We start from the raw sequence: 15,354 nt of genomic DNA on the forward strand, positions 1-15,354 counted from the left end.
CGCCGCCGCGATCGGCCGCGCCCAGGCCGCGGTCGTCGAGGCGCGCCAGACCCTCATTCAGCTCCGCCAGGACTGGCGCTCCCGGGCCGCGACCGAGCTCGCCAGCGCCCAGGCCGAGCTGGAGGCGCGCCGCCGCGCCCTCCCCGCCCTCGCCGAGCGGGTCGACCGCACGGTGCTTCGCGCGCCGCTGCCGGGCCGCATCAACCGGGTCCTCGTCACCACCCGCGGCGCCGCGGTCCAGCCGAGCCAGCCGCTGGTCGAGATCGTGCCCTCGGAGGAGAGCCTGCTCGTCGAGGCGCGCGTGCGTCCCGAGGACATCAGTTTCGTGCGCATGGGCCAGTCCGCCAAGATCGCCATCACCGCCTACGACCGCTCGGTCTACGGCACCCTGGACGGCGAAGTCGTCGGCATCTCGCCGGACGCGGTCACCGAGGAGCGCACCGGCGAGACCTATTATCTCGTCCGGGTCCGCACCCGCGCCAACGCCCTGCGCGACCCCCGCGGCCGCGAAATGCCGATCGGCCCCGGCATGGTCGCCGAAGTCGACCTCCTCGGCGACGCAAGGACGGTGCTGCAATACATCCTGACCCCGATCACGAGGCTCAGCGAAACCGCGTTCCGCGAGCAATAGGAAGCTGGGGCCGGCGACGGCCCGTCTCACTTTCCGAGCGTGGTGAAAAGCCGGAACCGCCGGCGCGGAAGCCTTAAAAGGCTTGGTGGACAGGGCTGGATTCGAACCAGCGTACGGGAAACCCGGGCAGATTTACAGTCTGCTGCCTTTAACCACTCGGCCACCTGTCCCCAATCGATCGGGGTCGCCCCCGAGATAGGAAGGGCGCTCCATTGGCGAAAGGGACGGGGCCTGTCAACGCCGCTTCCGCCGCGCTTGCTCGATGCCGGGGCGCCACCTAGAGCCGGTTCACTTTTCAATAGGGGATCTGCTGCCGCATGCGTCTCGCTCTCGCCCTTCTCGCCGCCGTCTCGACCGCCGCCATCGCCCTTCCCGCCCCGGCGGTCGCGCAGGTCGACCGCTCGACGGTCAACCGAATCCTCGACGAGGGCATGAACCGCTCCGAGGTGATGGAGACCGCGGCCTATCTCAGCGACCGGATCGGCGGGCGAATGACCAATTCGCCGGCGATGCGCGAGGCCGAGCGCTGGACCCAGCAGCGCTTCCGCGAGTTCGGCCTCACCAATGTGCGCACCGAGGGTTTCGAGTTCGGCCGAGGCTGGTCGATCAACCATCACGCCAGCCGAATGACCGCGCCGCGAGTCATCGAGCTTCGCTCGATCCCGGTCGCCTGGACTCCGCCGACCCAGGGCACGATCAGCGCCGGGATCGTCGTCGCGCCGATGGACGAGGTCGAGGATTTCGCCCGCTGGCGCGGCCAGCTTCGCGGCAAGATCGTGCTGATCAGCCGGCCGACCGCGGGCTCCGAGCCGGGCGAGCCCGCCTTCCGCCGCCTCACCGACGAGGATTTGCGCCAGCGCAACACCTACCAGCAGCCCAATTATTCGCCGGCGACGGTCGAGCGGAACCTGCGCCGCGCCGATTTCGCCGAGCGTCTCGACGCCTTCCTCGCCGAGGAAGGCGCGCTCGCCTGGGTGCGCCAGGCCTATCGCGACGGCGGCCTCGTCCACGGCACCGGCTATCTCTACCAGGTCGGCCGCACCCCGCGCCTTCCGGGCGTCGAGATGGCGGCCGAGGATTATCGCCGCCTCGCCCGCCTCGCGCTCACCGACGCGCCGCCGACGCTTGAGCTGACCAGCGACGTCCGTTTCCACGACGAGGACGTCAACGCCTACAACATTCTCGCGGACATCCCCGGCACCGACCCGTCTGCGGGCTACGTCATGGCCGGCGCGCACCTCGATAGCTGGGTCGCTTCCGACGGCGCGGTCGACAACGCCGCCGGCGTCGCGGTGGTGATGGAGGCGGCGCGAATCCTCCAGAGGCTCGGAGTCCGGCCCAAGCGCGCCATCCGCTTCGCCCTGTGGAACGGCGAGGAGCAAGCGCTGCTCGGGTCGCTCGCTTATGTCGAGCGCCACCTCGCCACCCGCGGGCCGCTGCGCAACCCGGACCATGCCCGCCTCAGCCCCTACGACACCTGGCGCACGCGCTGGCCGATCACCCCGCGCCCGGGCCACCGCGACCTCGTCGCTTATTTCAACCTCGACAACGGCTCGGGGCGGATTCGCGGAATCCATGCCGAGGGCAATGTCGCCGCGGTGCCGATCTTCCAGGAATGGCTGGCCCCCTTCGCCACTTTGGGGGCCACCAGCGTCGCGATCCGCGGCACCGGCGGCACCGACCACCTGTTCATGCAGGCGGTCGGAGTGCCCGGCTTCCAGTTCATCCAGGACCCGCTCGATTATTCGAGCCGCCTCCACCATTCGAGCCTCGACAGCTATGATCACCTCAAGGCCGAGGATCTCAGGCAGGCGGCGGTGATCATGGCGACCTTCCTGCTCAATGCCGCCAACCGCGACGAGCCGCTGCCGCGCATGCCGCTGCCGCAGGAGCCGCGGCCGACCGACCCGTTCGAATATCCCGCGGAGGACTGAGTGAGACGCAAGGCCCGCCAGCAGACAAAGGCCGAGAACCGCCCCCGCTTCTGGGGCCGCCACGCGGTCGCCGCCGCGCTCGACAATCCCGAGCGGCGCATCGTGCGCATGTGGCTGACCCGCGAGGCGGCCGAGTTCCTCGTGCCGCCCAAGGATATCCCGGTCACCTATGCCGAGGCGGCCGACCTCGCCCGGCTCGTGCCCGGCGACGCGCCCCACCAGGGCGCGGTCGCGGAGGTCGAGCGGCTGGAGGACATGCTCCTCGCCGACCTGCTCGACCAGGCCGAGGACGGGCGGCCGCTGCTGGTGCTCGACCAGGTCACCGACCCGCACAATGTCGGCGCGATCCTGCGCTCGGCCGCGGCCTTCGACGCCCTCGGAATCGTCACCCAGGACCGCCACGCGCCGCCGGAATCGGGCGCTCTCGCCAAGGCCGCGAGCGGTGCGCTTGAGACGGTGCCCTGGGTGCGCGTGGTTAATCTCGCGCGCGCGCTCGAGGAGATCGCCGAGGCCGGCTTCTGGCGAATCGGCCTCACCGGCGACGCCGACACGAGCCTGCAGGAGGCGTTGGGCCCGAAGCGGGTCGCCCTGGTGCTCGGTGCCGAGGGCGAAGGCATGCGCCAGAACACCGCCGCCCATTGCGACGCCCTCGCCAAGCTGCCGATCAGCGGCAAGATGGAGAGCCTCAACGTCTCCAACGCCGCGGCGATCGCTCTCTACGCGGCACGGGCTGCTGCCTGAACATTCCTCCCTGTGAAGCGCAGCTTCATGGGGAGGGGGACCGCTCGCGAAGCGAGTGGTGGAGGGGCTGTTCGAGCCCCGCACCATGCCCCTCCACCGCCTTCGGCGGTCCCCTCCCCATCGCCTGCGGCGACAGGGAGGAACGAAAAGCTCAATCCTCCGGCGCGATCCTGACGGTCAGCCCGTCGAGCTCCGGCGCGAACAGGATCTGGCAGGACAGGCGGCTGGCCGCGACGCGTTGGTCGGAGGTGTCGAGGAGATCGTCCTCGTCGCCGCCCATCGGCTTCAGCTTGCCGGCCCATTCTTCGCCGACATGGACGTGGCAGGTCGCGCAGGACGCGCAGCCGCCGCACAAAGCGAGCAGCTCGTCGAAGCCATGGTCGCGGATATTCTCCATCACGCTCCAGCCGACGCGGCCCTCCACCTCATGGCTCTCGCCGTCGCGGGTGATGATGGTAAGGCGGGGCATCGCGGCTCCTTTGAGCGCAAGGAATGAGAGGTCTTGGCGCGGCTCTATGCTAGCGGCGCGCAGGGACGCAAGGAGGACGGGAGTGGGGCTGAGCGCCGAGCAACTGAAGGGATCGCTGGACGCGCTCGCCGGGATCGAGCCGGCCATCGCCGCCGCGCTTGAGAGCTGCGGTTATCCCGAGCCGCGCATCAGCAACCCGGGCTACGTCACCCTTCTGCGCGCCATCGTCGGCCAGCAGGTCAGCATCAAGGCGGCCGCGGCGATCTGGGACCGGGTCGACGCCGTCACCGGCGGCGCGCACGACCCGGTCAAGGTCGCGGCGGCCAGCCTTGAGGACCTGCGCGGCGCCGGCCTGTCCTGGTCGAAGGCGGCCTACGCCCACAGCCTCGCCGAGGAGGTGACGACCGGCCGGCTGAACCTCGAGGCGCTGCCGGCGGACGACGAGGAAGCGATCGCCGCCCTCACCCACGTCAAGGGCATCGGCCGGTGGAGCGCCGAGGTCTATCTGCTGTTCGCGGAAGGCCGCCCTGACATCTGGCCCGCCGGCGACCTCGCCGTGCAGATCGAGACCGGCCGGATCCTCGGCCTCGATTCCAAGCCCACCGAGAAGCAGACCCGCGCGGTCGCCGAGCCCTGGCGCCCCCACCGCGGCGCGGCGGCGATCTTCGCCTGGCATCATCGGCGGCAGAGCAACATATTGGGCAAGGGCTAAGCCGCGGCGTGCGTGCCTGGTTCGAGCGGGTTCCGGCGCGCGACGGCTATCGCCCGGACATTGACGGCCTGCGCGCCGTGGCGGTGCTCGCCGTGCTCGGCTTCCATGTCGCGCCCGGCTACGTCCGCGGCGGCTTCGTCGGAGTCGATATCTTCTTCGTCATATCGGGCTTCCTGATCAGCTCGATCATAATCGCCGACGTGAAGGCGGATCGCTTCCGCCTGAGCCGCTTCTACGCGCGCCGAGTCCGCCGCATCTTTCCGGCGCTGACCGTCGTTCTCGCGGCTTCGGCGGCGGCGGCCTGGCTACTGCTTCCCGACCCGGATCTCGCCCGCTTCGGAACCCACCTGTTCGCCAGCGCGGCATTCTTCCCCAACCTCCTGTTCTGGAGCGAGAGCGGCTACTTCGCCGCCCCGCTCACCAATATGCTGCTGCACTTGTGGTCGCTGGGCGTGGAGGAGCAATTCTACATCGCCTGGCCGCTGCTTCTGCTCGGCCTGCTGGCGTTCCGGCGGACCGCCGCGCTCGTCGCGGCGCTGGCGCTGGCCTCGCTCGCCTACAGCCTCTTAGCCAGCTGGGCGGCGCCGGCCGAGGGCTTCTATTCCCCGCTGTCGCGTGCCTGGCAGCTGCTGGCCGGCGCGCTCGCGGCGCTCTGGCTCCCGGCCATTTCCGCAAGGACTGGAAACCTGCTGTCGCTGCTGGGAGCGTCGCTTGTCGCCGCCGGGCTGATCCTCATCGATCCGACCCGCGCCTTTCCCGCCCCCTGGGCTCTGCTTCCGGTCGGCGGCACTTTGTTGCTCATCGCCGCCGGCCCCGACGAGCTTCTCAACCGCGTCCTGGCAATGCGAGGCGCGGTCGGCATCGGCCTGATCAGCTATCCGCTCTACCTGTGGCACTGGCCGCTGATCGCTTTCGCCGGGTCCCTAACGCTGGGCGAGCCCCCCGTAGAATGGCGCGCAGCGGCGGTGCTCGTCAGCTTCCCGCTCGCCTGGCTCACCTTCCGCTTCGTCGAGCAGCCGGTGCGGCAACGCAGAAAGGTGCGCACGGCGACCCTTGCCGGCCTGATGGCGATGCTGGCGGCTGCCGGGCTGTTGCTCTCGCTCGGCTGGGGCGACGGCGCCTGGCGACCGTCGCCGGATCCGCGAAGCGCCCTCATCGCCCACTATCGGCAGCTTCACCGGGATCAGACGTCCGCCGCGAACGACTATGCCTGCAGCTTCGGGGATCCGAACCGGGGCATCCAGCGAACGAGCCTGCCGCCCGGATGCGCGACCGGCGGCGGCCCGGCCGATTGGCTGCTGTGGGGCGATTCCCACGCCCGCGCCCTGGGGGTGGGTTTGAAGGGCCAGCTGCCCGCCGGAGTCAGGCTCACCCAGGTGACCACGAGCGGCTGCGCGCCTTTGCAGCGGGACAGCCGCCTGTGCCGTTTCAGCGACGAGCAGGCGCTCGCGGCGATCTCTCACCTGCGGCCCCGCCTCGTCATCCTCGCCCAGCGCAGCGAGCATGACCGGCAGGATTGGCCGGACCTGGCTGCAAGGATCGAGCGCGCGGGCGCGCAACAGGTCGTTCTCGTCGGGCCCGCGCCGCAGTGGCAGCGATCCCTGCCGACCATCGCCGCCACGCGTTTCTGGCCGGCCATTCCGGCATTCAGCGCGGCGGAGCTGGATCCGCGCGTCGACGCCATCGACGCCCGCCTGCGGCACGGCCCCTTGCCCGAGGGGATTCGCTACGTCTCGCTTATCGCCGGTCTCTGCCCGCAACAGGGCTGCCGCGTCGCGGTGCCCGGCGCCGACCCGATGTCACTCATGGCGGTCGACTATGGCCACCTGTCTCCCGACGGATCGGCATTCGTCGCAAGGACCATCGTCGTGCCCGCCCTGGTCGCGCTCAGTTCCGGCGCCGCCGTCGACAGGCCGGCCGAGTCTCGTCCAGCGGCAGGGGAAGGTCGGCGCGGCGGACGCCCGCAAGCGTGACCGAAGCGTCGCGTCGCCGCTGGCAGTCGCTGCGCGTCAGCCCTCGACCGGCCGCTCCCGGATCCACCGGCTGACGAGGAACTTGACGCCCTTGGTGACGGGAAGCCCGGCATGCATCGCCTGCTGGTTCGGCCTTCCCTCGGAATCCGTGTTGGCGAACAGCAGGGCGTCACCCTGCTTGCCGCGCACGGTCAGGTCCGCCTCGAGGAAGCGCGTCTCGCCGCCTTCATAATCGTCGTTGAGATAGACGAGCATGGTGAGCACGCGCTGGTTGGCGAGGCCGGGGATGGCGTCGATGTGCGGCTTATATTCCTGCCCGTCGCGATAACGCAGGATCTGCAGCGGCTCGCCCTGCTCCGGCCGGGTGCCGCTCGCGGCCGCGATTCGCCGGTTGAGCGCATGGATCGCCGGATTCTCGCCGACCCAGGGGAAGAAGGCGGTGTCTGACGTGCGGATCGGGTTGCGCAGCTCGCGGCCGGTATGTTCCTCGACGGTTTTCGCCGGCTCGAACAACGGCTCGGCGGCGGCGGCGAGATAGCGGCATTCGGCGGGCGTGAAGAGCGCGGGGAAACGCGTGACCTTCGGCGCCTCGCTCAGCACTTCGCCGGCCGGGACCGTCACCGGGTCGCCTTCCGGGGTGAGCTGCATGGCCTGGACGATCGCGAGCTGCTCGCGCGCGGTTGCATCGACCCGGGCCAGGTCCGCGAGGATGTCGAGCGCCTGCTGCCATTCGCGTGCGCCGCCGATGCCGGCCGCGACGAGCGCTAGAAAGCGCCGGGCGCCCTCGATCAGTCCGGCCTGGGCCGATCGGCCGTAGAGTGTGCGCGCCAGGCCGAGGTCGCGCCGGACAAGCTCCCCCTCGCGCGCCCATTCGGCCAATTGGTAGGCGGCGGGGCCGTCGCCGGAATCGGCGAGGCGGCTGAGCAGCGTCACCGCCTCGCGGGCGCGGCCGGTCGAGACGAGCGAATAGGCTTGGGCGATCTGCGGGGGCAATTCCATGGCGCCACCTATGCCGACCGAGCGAGCGCCCGTCTATGTCGCGCAAGCGGGACGCGTCAGCAGATTGGCCGGCCCTCTTCGAGCTGCGCGGCCTGGGCGTGCGAGCTGAGCTGAAGCAGGAGGTCGACGCGACGGTTCGCCGGCTCGCGGACATTGGCGGGGGTGCGCACGACTGGCGCCGCTTCGCCGAGGCTGCGGATTCGGATCAGGCGCGCCGGCACGTGGTTGCGCAGCAATACGTCGCGCACCGCCGCGGCGCGGCGCTGGGCGATCAGCCGGTTGGCCGCCGGCGAGCCCGAGCTGTCGGCGTGGGCGGTAAGCAGGACATGGTCGATGTCCGGGCCATGCCAGGCGAGCCTGACCGCCAGCTGCTCGAGAGCGCGGCGCGCGTCCGGCGCGATCACGGCCGAGTTCCACTCGAAATTGACGGTGAGCGGCGTGCAGGCCTGGGCGGCCGGCGCGGCCAGAAGCGCCGAGCCCGCCATCAGGGCCGCCAGAAGCTTGCCGATAGAAATGGCTCCCAATCTCCCGAAGCGCCTGTAATCTGAGCCCCTTAGGGGGGCGGGAGTCAATGCTGGGGGAAGTCGGCCTGTCCCTCGTTGGGCCAGTGGAAGCCGGTGAACGCGACCGCCGCGCCGCTGTCCAGCGCGGTCGCCTGGTGCCACCAGCCGCGCGGCACGAACAACAGGTCGCCGGTCTCGAGGTCGACCTCGAAGGTCATCGAGTCACGCGCCGCCGGGAAGGCGGCGAGCCGGGCGTCGTCGGTGACGTCGACCATCTCGCTGGCGAAGCCGCGGCGATGATCGAGCCGGCCGGTCTCCGACGGCGGCGCCAGGATCACCCGTTTCGCCCCCTCCAGCTGCGCGATCAGCCGGTTGACCGGCGCGAAGTGGAGCGGCGTGAAGCTGCCGACCTCCTCGCGCTCCACCGCGCCCTCGCCGTTTGCCAGATATGCCGCCAGGCTTGCCGCCGGGTCCGAGGTCCCGGGCGGCACCGCGCCTTCGATCACCACCGGCCGCGACAAGGCGTAGAAATGGTCGAGGAAGTCCTCGCCCGAAAGGCCTGCGACCCGCGGCACGCCCGCGGTGCGCGGCGACAGTTGGCGCTGGCGCATCGCCGCCTGCATGATCCAGTCGCGCTGCTTCAGCGCGAGGGTGTCGGTATCCTCCGCACGCGGCGCCGGCGTCTCGAACAGCGGCTGCTGCTGCGGCCTGGCATCGAAGCCGATACGATTGAGTGCCAGGGTCAGCGCCGGATTGGCGCCCGGATCGAGGCCGGCCATTCCCGGCTGATCGGCGAGCAGAACGTTGCGCGCCGGCGGCGGCCCACTGGCGCCATGCCGAACCGGGCAGGCCCTGGCCTCGCCCGGCGCCATGATGCTGCCGTCGGCATTGCGGAACGGCTTCACGCGCAACTTAGCCTGATGATCCGCCGCCCCTTCCCGCCCCTCTGCGTCGAGGCCGCGATAATAGAGCTTCTGCCACTTGTCGGAGGGCGCCGCCGGATTGGTCTCCACCACCCATTTCTGGAACGCCTCGCGCGACTTGCTCCACGTCTCGAACTGGCGCTTGAGCTCAAGGTCCGAGTCCAGCGGCGCGATGCGCGGCTCGAACTGCTCGACCCGGCCGCGCTCGACCGGGAAGATGAAGGCGATCGGCTCATTTTCCTCGAACCGCACCCAATGGGCGGGCCGGGTGAAACGCCAGTTCATCGTGAAGGTGTAGGGCGACCAGTCGGTCTCGATCACTCCGCCGAGCGCCTGGATGCCGTCCTTCTGGCTGTTGGGCGACCCGCTCACCCACAGGTTCCAGCCGGGCGGGGTCCGGAAGATGCCTTCGATATGGAAAGTCAGCGTGCCGTAGCCGAACAGCGACACCGGCTTGAGGTGGTCCTCATGGCCGGGGTCCATTCGGATCTCGACCGACTCCATGTCGGCGCCGCCGGCCCAGCGCGCCTCGAAGCCGACCGGGCTCAATATCTCCCAGCCATGGGCGTTGGCGATGGACAGCGGCAGGCAACGATAGGCGTAGCGCTCGTTCGTCTCCTCCATCCACTGGCGCTTGGCGCTGGCGGGGCGGATGCGCGGCCCCCAGCCGTCATATTTGTAGCAGACGAGGTCCATCGATTCGCGGGTCATAAGCCCGGACTATGACAGGCGAAGGTCGCTCGCACCAAGCCGGCGCGGTAATGAAAAAACCCTCTCCCCCGGGGGGACGGGGGAGAGGGCGCCCAGCGGAGGGGAGCGACCGCGACCGACGCGACGATCGGAGGAGGTGCGCCGGGCGCGATCCCCTTCGCCAAATTCGTGCGCGGCGGAGGCCGCGCGCAATTCTATTCGGCGGCCTCCTGATATTCCGGCTCGTCCACCGCCACGGTCAGCAGGTGGAACGTGTCCTCATAGCCGTTGTGCAAAACCACCCGCTTGTTGAAGCTCTTGGGCGGCGGCACGCGGCGCGGCGGCGATGGAATCGGGAATACGTTGCGCGGCCGGCCGTCGGGCTTGGCAACGACCATGTCCTTGAAGAACTCGCCGACATAGGAGCCGTCGAGGCGATGGACCCGCGAGCCCATGATGCGCCCGACCGGCTGACCCTCCATGGTGTGGATGAAGGTCTCCATGACGAACCCGACGGGTTCGCCGCGCGTGCTGTACACGTACATTGCCATTTAAGGTGCCCTACCCCGAGATACTGTCCGGAGCCCGCCAGCCCCGGAGAAACGGGGACGCCCGTTCCGCGGCCAGAGGGTCATGAAGGCGCGTGACACGCAAGAGTCGCGAGGGGCGCCTGCGGCGGATGGAGGCAGAGCGTCGGCGACAGGAATTGTTAACGCCCCGAAACCTCGTAAAAACCGCAGATTCCTGCGGGTTAGAAGGGTTGCCCCTGCCGGCGGAAGGGGACGATACCGGCAGGGGCTGGGAGGCCGATTCAGGCGGCGAGCGGGAGCTGCTCGCGGGCCAGATCGGCAAGCTTGGCCTCGGCCTCGGCGATCGCTTCGGCGGCGGCCTCGGGTCCGAAAGCGAGCTTCTCGGCGCGCACGAAGGTGACGTCGTCGATGCCCATGAAGCCGAGCATCCCGCGCAGGTGCGGCTCCTGCGAGTCCATCGGGTTGCCTTCCTCATAGGCGCCGGCGCGGCTCTCGATGACGATCGCCTTGCGCCCGCCGAGCAGGCCGTGCGGGCCCTGCTCGTCATAATAGAAGGACACGCGGGCGCGCAGGACGTGGTCGAACCAGGTCTTGAGAGTCGAGCTGATCCCGAAATTGTACATCGGCGAGGCGATTACCACGGTGTCGGCAGCGCGCAGCTCGTCGAGCAGCTCGTCGGACAAGGCGCGGGCCTCGTGCTCGGCTTCGGTGGTCGGCTCGGCGCGGACTCCGGCGATCGTCTCCTCGGTGAGGTGCGGGATCGGATTGCGGCCGACGTCGCGAAGCGTGATGTGGGCGCCGGGATGGGCGCTCTGGGCCTGCTGCGCGAACGACAAAGCGAGCTTGCTCGAAACCGACGCGTCGCCCTGGGCGCTGCTGGTGACGATGAGGATGTTCATTGCGGTGACCCCTTCCTGGGAACTGTTGCTGCGCAGGATTTATGGAGCTAGCAGGGGTTCCAGAAGCCAAGCCTCCGGCACTTCGGAGTTGCGATAAATGGAACGCTCCTCGGTCGACCTCGTCGACGTCCTGTCCTTCGTCCGCGTCGTCGAGACGGGATCCTTCGCCCGCGCGGCGGAGCGGATGGGCCTGTCCAAGCCGGTCGTGTCGCGCCGCGTCGCGCGGCTCGAGGGACAGCTCGGCGCGCGCCTGCTCACCCGCACCGCCCGGGGCGCCAGGCCGACCAATATCGGCGAGGCCTATTTCTCGCGCGCCTCGGGCATCCTCGCCGATCTCGACGCCGCCCAGGAAGTCGTCGCCGACGCCGTCACCCAGATCGCCGGGCCGATCAGGCTCACCGCGCCGGTGTCGTTCGGGACGCTCCACCTCGCCGCCGCGCTCGCCGACTTCATCCGCGAGCATCCCAAGGTCGAGCTCGACGCGACCTTCGACGACGGCATCGCCGACCTGATCGGCGGCGGCTACGACCTCGCGGTGCGGATCGGCACCCTCCCCGATTCCTCGCTGGTCGCCCGCCGCATCGCGCCGGTGCGCAAGGTGGTGGTGGGCAGCCCGGACTATTTCGCCAGGCACGGTCGGCCCGAGAAGCCGGCCGACCTCTCCGACCACGCCATCCTGCTCTACACGCACGAGAATTGGCGATTTCGCTCGAACGGCGGCGAGCCAGAGACCATTCGCATCAACCCGGTGTTGCGCACCAACAATGGCGAGATGCTGCGCCAGGCCGCCGAGGAAGGCCTCGGGATTTGCCTGCTGCCGAGCTTCATCGCTTCCTCGGGCATCCAGAGCGGCAGGCTCGAGGCGGTGCTAACGGATTACGATCCGGGACACGGCGCGCTCCACGCGGTCATGCCGCCGGGCCGGGCCACGACCGCCCGAGTCCGCGCCCTGGTCGACTTCCTCGTCGAACGCTTCGGCCCCGAGCCGTCCTGGGACCCGTGCTGGTTCGGCAATCGGTCAGAGGCTGCGGCCGCGACCTAGACGCCGCCACCGGAACGATTACAGTTTGGCTGCCCCCCGTTCCCGCTCGTCCCGAGCGAAATCTTGGAGCTCAGATCAGTGAAGCACGGTCTCTCTCTCGTCGCCCTCCTGCTCGCCACCGCCTGCACCGCCACGACGAGCGCGCCTCCGGTCGCCGTCACCCCCGCGCCGGCCGCGCCGGCGGTCGTCGACACCGCCGCCGAGGATGCCCGCCTCACCGCCTTCCTCGACGCCGCCTTCGACGCGCAGGTCGCGTTGAGCCCGCAGGCGCAGACCTCGCTCGGCCTCAAGACCAATTACGACCGGCTCGACGACAATACCGACGCCGCCCGCCAGCGCTCCCTGGCGCTCGCCCAGGAGCAGCGTCGCCAGATGCGCGCCCAGTTCGATCCCGCGCGGCTCGGCCCGTCGGCGCGCCTCAGCTACCGCCTGTTCGAGGAGGACGTCGAGGACAGCGAGCGCTCGTTCCAGTGGCGCTGGCACCGCTTCCCGGCGACCAATTTCAGCAGCCCGCTGGGCAGCCTCCCGGTGTTCCTCATCAACCAGCACCGAGTCGACAATGTCTCCGACGCGGAAGCCTATATCGCGCGTCTGCGCGATGCCGAGCGCGCGCTCGGCGAGGTCGCCGCGAACATGCGCCACCAGGCGAGCCTCGGCATCGTGCCGCCCGCGTTCAACTTCGCGCCGGTTCGCGCCGACGGCCGCCGAATCCTGACCGGCGCGCCGTTCGGCGAGGGGCCCGACAGCGCCGTCTTTGCCGACTTCAAGCGCAAGGTGGACCGGCTGGAGATCGCGCAGTCCGAGAAGGATCGGCTGATCGCCTCGGCTCGCGAGGCGCTGACCGGCCCGTTCCGCCGCGGCTACGAGCAGGTCTTCGCCGCGCTCGACGCAATCGAGCCGCAGGCCCGCGGCAACAATGGCGCGTGGAGCCTGCCCGACGGCGCGGCTTATTATGCCGAGCGGCTGCGCGCGCAGACCACGACCGACCTCTCCGCCGACCAGATCCACCGAATCGGCCTCGACAATGTCGCTCGAATCCACACCGAGATGCGCGCGATCCAGAGCCAGGTCGGCTTCCAGGGCACGCTCCAGCAATTCTTCGAGCACATCCGAACCGACGCGCAGTTCAAATATCCCAACACCGACGCCGGCCGGGAACAGTATCTCGCCGACGCGCGCGCCTTCATCGCGCAGGTGATGGAGGCGGCGCCTCGCTACTTCCGCCGGCTTCCGCAGGCGCCGCTCGAGGTCCGCGCGGTCGAGCCGTTCCGCCAGGCGACCGCCGCGGTCGCCTTCTACAATCAGCCCGCGCCGGACGGTTCGCGACCGGGCATCTACTACGTCAACCTCGCCGACATGACCCAGGTGCTTCGCCCGCAGGTCGAGGCGATCTCCTATCACGAGGGCGCGCCGGGCCATCACTTCCAGATCGCGCTCGCCCAGGAGCTGCCCGGCCTGCCCAAGTTCCGCCGCTTCGGCGGCAACGGCGCCTATAACGAGGGCTGGGGCCTCTATGCCGAGCGTCTCGGCAAGGAGATGGGCTTCTACCGCGAGCCGATCTCGGACTTCGGCCGGCTGTCGACCGAGCTGTGGCGCGCCATTCGCCTCGTCGTCGACACCGGCATCCACTCGCAGCGCTGGAGCCGCGAGCGGGCGATCGACTATTTCATGGAGAACGGCCTGCTCTCGCGCCTCGACGCAACCAAGGAGGTCGAGCGCTACTTCAACATCCCGGGCCAGGCGACCAGCTACATGATCGGCCAGCTGAAGTTCTTCGAGTTGCGCGACCGTGCCCGCCGCGAGCTCGGCGACCGCTTCGACATCCGCGACTTCCACGCCGCGGTGCTGGAGAACGGCTCGGTACCCCTCGACGTGCTCGAGGAGCTGGTCGCGGCCTATATCGCCGAGCGCCGAGCGCGCTGATCAGCCCGCCGGCGCCGGCGCTGCCGGCATCGGCGGATAGGGCAACATCTGCGCGTTCCAGGCGGCCCAGTCCGCCTTGAGCCGAGCGAAGACGGCCGCCTCTCGGTCCTTGAGATTGGCGCGCTCGCGCGGGTCGCGGGCGAGGTCGTAGAGCTGCTCCTGCTCGCCGATGCGCAGATATTTCCAATCACCGTCGCGCGCCGCGGCCTGGTCGCGCGCCCGGAACCGCCAGAACAGTTTGCGCGGACGCACCGGCGCCGCGCCGCGCAGCACGTCGAGTAGGTTCTCGCCGTCGGGCGGGTAGGCGGGATTGGTCGGAGCGCCCGCCGCGGCGAGCAGGGTCGGCAACCAATCCATCGACACCATCACCTGGTCCGAACGCTGGCCTGCGCCGATGGCGGCAGGCCAGCGCACGATCAGCGGCACGCGGATCCCGCCTTCGAGCAGGTCGCCTTTCTGCCCGCGGAGCGGCCAGGTATCCGAGAAGCGCTCGCCGCCATTGTCGCTGGTGAAGACGACGATGGTGTCGCGGGCGGCGTCCTGCCGCTCGAGCTCGGCGAGCACCCGGCCGATCGCCTCGTCCATCGACCGAACCATCTCGCCAAACGTCTCCAGGCTGCCGCCGTCCAGATGGTTGAGATTGGTGATCGAAGCCGAGCTGGCCGAGTCGCCCGGCCCCTGCCACGGCCAGTGCGGCGCGGTGAAGTGAAGGCTGAGCATGAAGGGGCGCCGCGCCGCCGTCGCGGTGCGAATCTCGTCGACCGCCCGCGCCGCGAGCAGGTCGGTGACATAGCCATCTCGGTCGACCGCGCTCTCACCGTCGAACAGCCCGATCCGGCCCCCGATGGTGCGCTGCTCGCGATGCGTGAAGTGATCGACCGCTCCCGAGGCGACCCCGAAGAAGCTGTCATAGCCGTGACGCAGCGGCCCATGTTCGGGCGGCCAGCCCATGTGCCATTTGCCGACTAGAGCCGTCCGGTAGCCAGCAGCCCTGAGCAGCCCCGGTAAGGTCGCCTGCTCCGCGGGAAGCGAGACCGGATCGAGCTCCGGGCCCCGGATCGGCTCCGGCATGCCGACCGCCAGGCGCTGATGGTAGCGCCCGGTGATCAGCGCCACGCGGGTGGGCGAGCAAACCGCGGAATTGGAATAGCCCTGAGTCATCAACAGGCCGTCGGCGGCAAGCCGGTCGAGCACCAGCGTACGATAGTCGCGCCGGCCATAGACGCTGAGATCGGCGTAGCCGAGGTCGTCGGCCATGATGAACAGGATGTTCGGCGGCCTGCCCCGCCCCTGCGCCAGGACCGGCCCCGGCAGTGCCGACAGCGCGGCGGCCGCCCCGGCACCCTGAAGAAAGCGTCTCCTGCTGGTCTCTTCGGCCATGTGCG

14 protein-coding genes and 1 tRNA gene are annotated in these 15,354 nt (G+C 69.8%); 7 read left to right on the forward strand and 8 right to left on the reverse strand.

The window, feature by feature from the left end; translation table 11 throughout:
• Positions 1-631, forward strand: a 631-nt coding sequence (locus G7B71_RS12315) for an HlyD family efflux transporter periplasmic adaptor subunit (RefSeq protein WP_166041305.1), incomplete at its 5' end; no start/stop codon positions are given.
• Between the two features lie 83 nt (positions 632-714).
• On the opposite strand, the gene G7B71_RS12320 is transcribed toward G7B71_RS12315, so the two are convergent.
• Positions 715-801, reverse strand: a tRNA-Tyr gene (locus G7B71_RS12320).
• Between the two features lie 147 nt (positions 802-948).
• Between G7B71_RS12320 and G7B71_RS12325 the strand changes: the two genes are divergently transcribed.
• Together G7B71_RS12325 and rlmB are read left to right on the forward strand one after the other, a co-directional pair.
• Positions 949-2,565, forward strand: coding sequence for a M20/M25/M40 family metallo-hydrolase (locus G7B71_RS12325; protein ID WP_166041307.1), 1,617 nt, complete (start codon positions 949-951; stop codon positions 2,563-2,565).
• Positions 2,566-3,306 (forward strand): 23S rRNA (guanosine(2251)-2'-O)-methyltransferase RlmB, encoded by a 741-nt coding sequence (gene rlmB, locus G7B71_RS12330; protein ID WP_166041309.1) that lies wholly within the window; start codon positions 2,566-2,568, stop codon positions 3,304-3,306.
• 151 nt (positions 3,307-3,457) lie between these two features.
• Here rlmB and G7B71_RS12335 read toward each other — a convergent pair whose 3' ends face one another.
• Entirely contained in the window at positions 3,458-3,775 is a 318-nt protein-coding gene (locus tag G7B71_RS12335) for a 2Fe-2S iron-sulfur cluster-binding protein (protein WP_166041311.1), read from the reverse strand.
• 82 nt (positions 3,776-3,857) lie between these two features.
• On the opposite strand from G7B71_RS12335, the gene G7B71_RS12340 reads away from it, so the two are divergent.
• Together G7B71_RS12340 and G7B71_RS12345 are read left to right on the forward strand one after the other, a co-directional pair.
• Positions 3,858-4,487 (forward strand): DNA-3-methyladenine glycosylase 2 family protein, encoded by a 630-nt coding sequence (locus G7B71_RS12340; RefSeq protein ID WP_166041313.1) that lies wholly within the window; start codon positions 3,858-3,860, stop codon positions 4,485-4,487.
• Between the two features lie 8 nt (positions 4,488-4,495).
• The gene (locus G7B71_RS12345) at positions 4,496-6,460 is read left to right on the forward strand and encodes an acyltransferase family protein (protein ID WP_166041315.1); all 1,965 of its coding nucleotides are present in this window, start codon (positions 4,496-4,498) and stop codon (positions 6,458-6,460) included.
• A 36-nt stretch (positions 6,461-6,496) separates the two neighbouring features.
• On the opposite strand, the gene G7B71_RS12350 is transcribed toward G7B71_RS12345, so the two are convergent.
• The 5 genes from G7B71_RS12350 to G7B71_RS12370 all read right to left on the reverse strand — a co-directional run bounded on the left by G7B71_RS12350 (position 6,497) and on the right by G7B71_RS12370 (position 11,004).
• Positions 6,497-7,459, reverse strand: coding sequence for a 2OG-Fe(II) oxygenase (locus G7B71_RS12350; RefSeq protein WP_166041317.1), 963 nt, complete (start codon positions 7,457-7,459; stop codon positions 6,497-6,499).
• A 56-nt stretch (positions 7,460-7,515) separates the two neighbouring features.
• The gene (locus G7B71_RS12355) at positions 7,516-7,983 is read right to left on the reverse strand and encodes an OmpA family protein (protein ID WP_166041319.1); all 468 of its coding nucleotides are present in this window, start codon (positions 7,981-7,983) and stop codon (positions 7,516-7,518) included.
• A gap of 44 nt (positions 7,984-8,027) precedes the next feature.
• On the reverse strand, positions 8,028-9,596 hold the full coding sequence (locus G7B71_RS12360) for a DUF6065 family protein (protein WP_166041321.1): 1,569 nt from the start codon (positions 9,594-9,596) through the stop codon (positions 8,028-8,030).
• 194 nt (positions 9,597-9,790) lie between these two features.
• Positions 9,791-10,126, reverse strand: a complete 336-nt coding sequence (locus G7B71_RS12365; protein ID WP_166041323.1) for a 4-fold beta flower protein — start codon at positions 10,124-10,126, stop codon at positions 9,791-9,793.
• Positions 10,127-10,386: 260 nt separating this feature from the next.
• Positions 10,387-11,004, reverse strand: coding sequence for an NAD(P)H-dependent oxidoreductase (locus G7B71_RS12370; RefSeq protein WP_166041325.1), 618 nt, complete (start codon positions 11,002-11,004; stop codon positions 10,387-10,389).
• A 97-nt stretch (positions 11,005-11,101) separates the two neighbouring features.
• Between G7B71_RS12370 and G7B71_RS12375 the strand changes: the two genes are divergently transcribed.
• The gene (locus G7B71_RS12375; protein WP_166041327.1) at positions 11,102-12,046 is read left to right on the forward strand and encodes a LysR family transcriptional regulator; all 945 of its coding nucleotides are present in this window, start codon (positions 11,102-11,104) and stop codon (positions 12,044-12,046) included.
• Positions 12,047-12,124: 78 nt separating this feature from the next.
• The gene (locus G7B71_RS12380; RefSeq protein ID WP_243406233.1) at positions 12,125-13,969 is read left to right on the forward strand and encodes a DUF885 domain-containing protein; all 1,845 of its coding nucleotides are present in this window, start codon (positions 12,125-12,127) and stop codon (positions 13,967-13,969) included.
• Here G7B71_RS12380 and G7B71_RS12385 read toward each other — a convergent pair whose 3' ends face one another.
• Positions 13,970-15,349 carry a sulfatase-like hydrolase/transferase gene (locus G7B71_RS12385; protein WP_166041329.1) on the reverse strand — a complete coding sequence of 460 codons (1,380 nt, stop codon included), beginning with the start codon at positions 15,347-15,349 and terminating at the stop codon, positions 13,970-13,972.
• Positions 15,350-15,354: the final 5 nt, after the last annotated feature.

It is taken from the genome of Sphingosinicella sp. YJ22, assembly GCF_011320075.1.
Lineage (GTDB): Bacteria > Pseudomonadota > Alphaproteobacteria > Sphingomonadales > Sphingomonadaceae > Allosphingosinicella.

Bases quoted from the DNA above. Each gene is read 5' to 3' on its own strand.
- G7B71_RS12325 (WP_166041307.1), top strand. From the start codon at position 949: ATGCGTCTCGCTCTCGCCCTTCTCGCCGCCGTCTCGACCGCCGCCATC.
- G7B71_RS12335 (WP_166041311.1), bottom strand. From the start codon at position 3,775: ATGCCCCGCCTTACCATCATCACCCGCGACGGCGAGAGCCATGAGGTG.
- G7B71_RS12350 (WP_166041317.1), bottom strand. From the start codon at position 7,459: ATGGAATTGCCCCCGCAGATCGCCCAAGCCTATTCGCTCGTCTCGACC.
- G7B71_RS12360 (WP_166041321.1), bottom strand. From the start codon at position 9,596: ATGACCCGCGAATCGATGGACCTCGTCTGCTACAAATATGACGGCTGG.
- G7B71_RS12365 (WP_166041323.1), bottom strand. From the start codon at position 10,126: ATGGCAATGTACGTGTACAGCACGCGCGGCGAACCCGTCGGGTTCGTC.
- G7B71_RS12370 (WP_166041325.1), bottom strand. From the start codon at position 11,004: ATGAACATCCTCATCGTCACCAGCAGCGCCCAGGGCGACGCGTCGGTT.
- G7B71_RS12375 (WP_166041327.1), top strand. From the start codon at position 11,102: ATGGAACGCTCCTCGGTCGACCTCGTCGACGTCCTGTCCTTCGTCCGC.
- G7B71_RS12385 (WP_166041329.1), bottom strand. From the start codon at position 15,349: ATGGCCGAAGAGACCAGCAGGAGACGCTTTCTTCAGGGTGCCGGGGCG.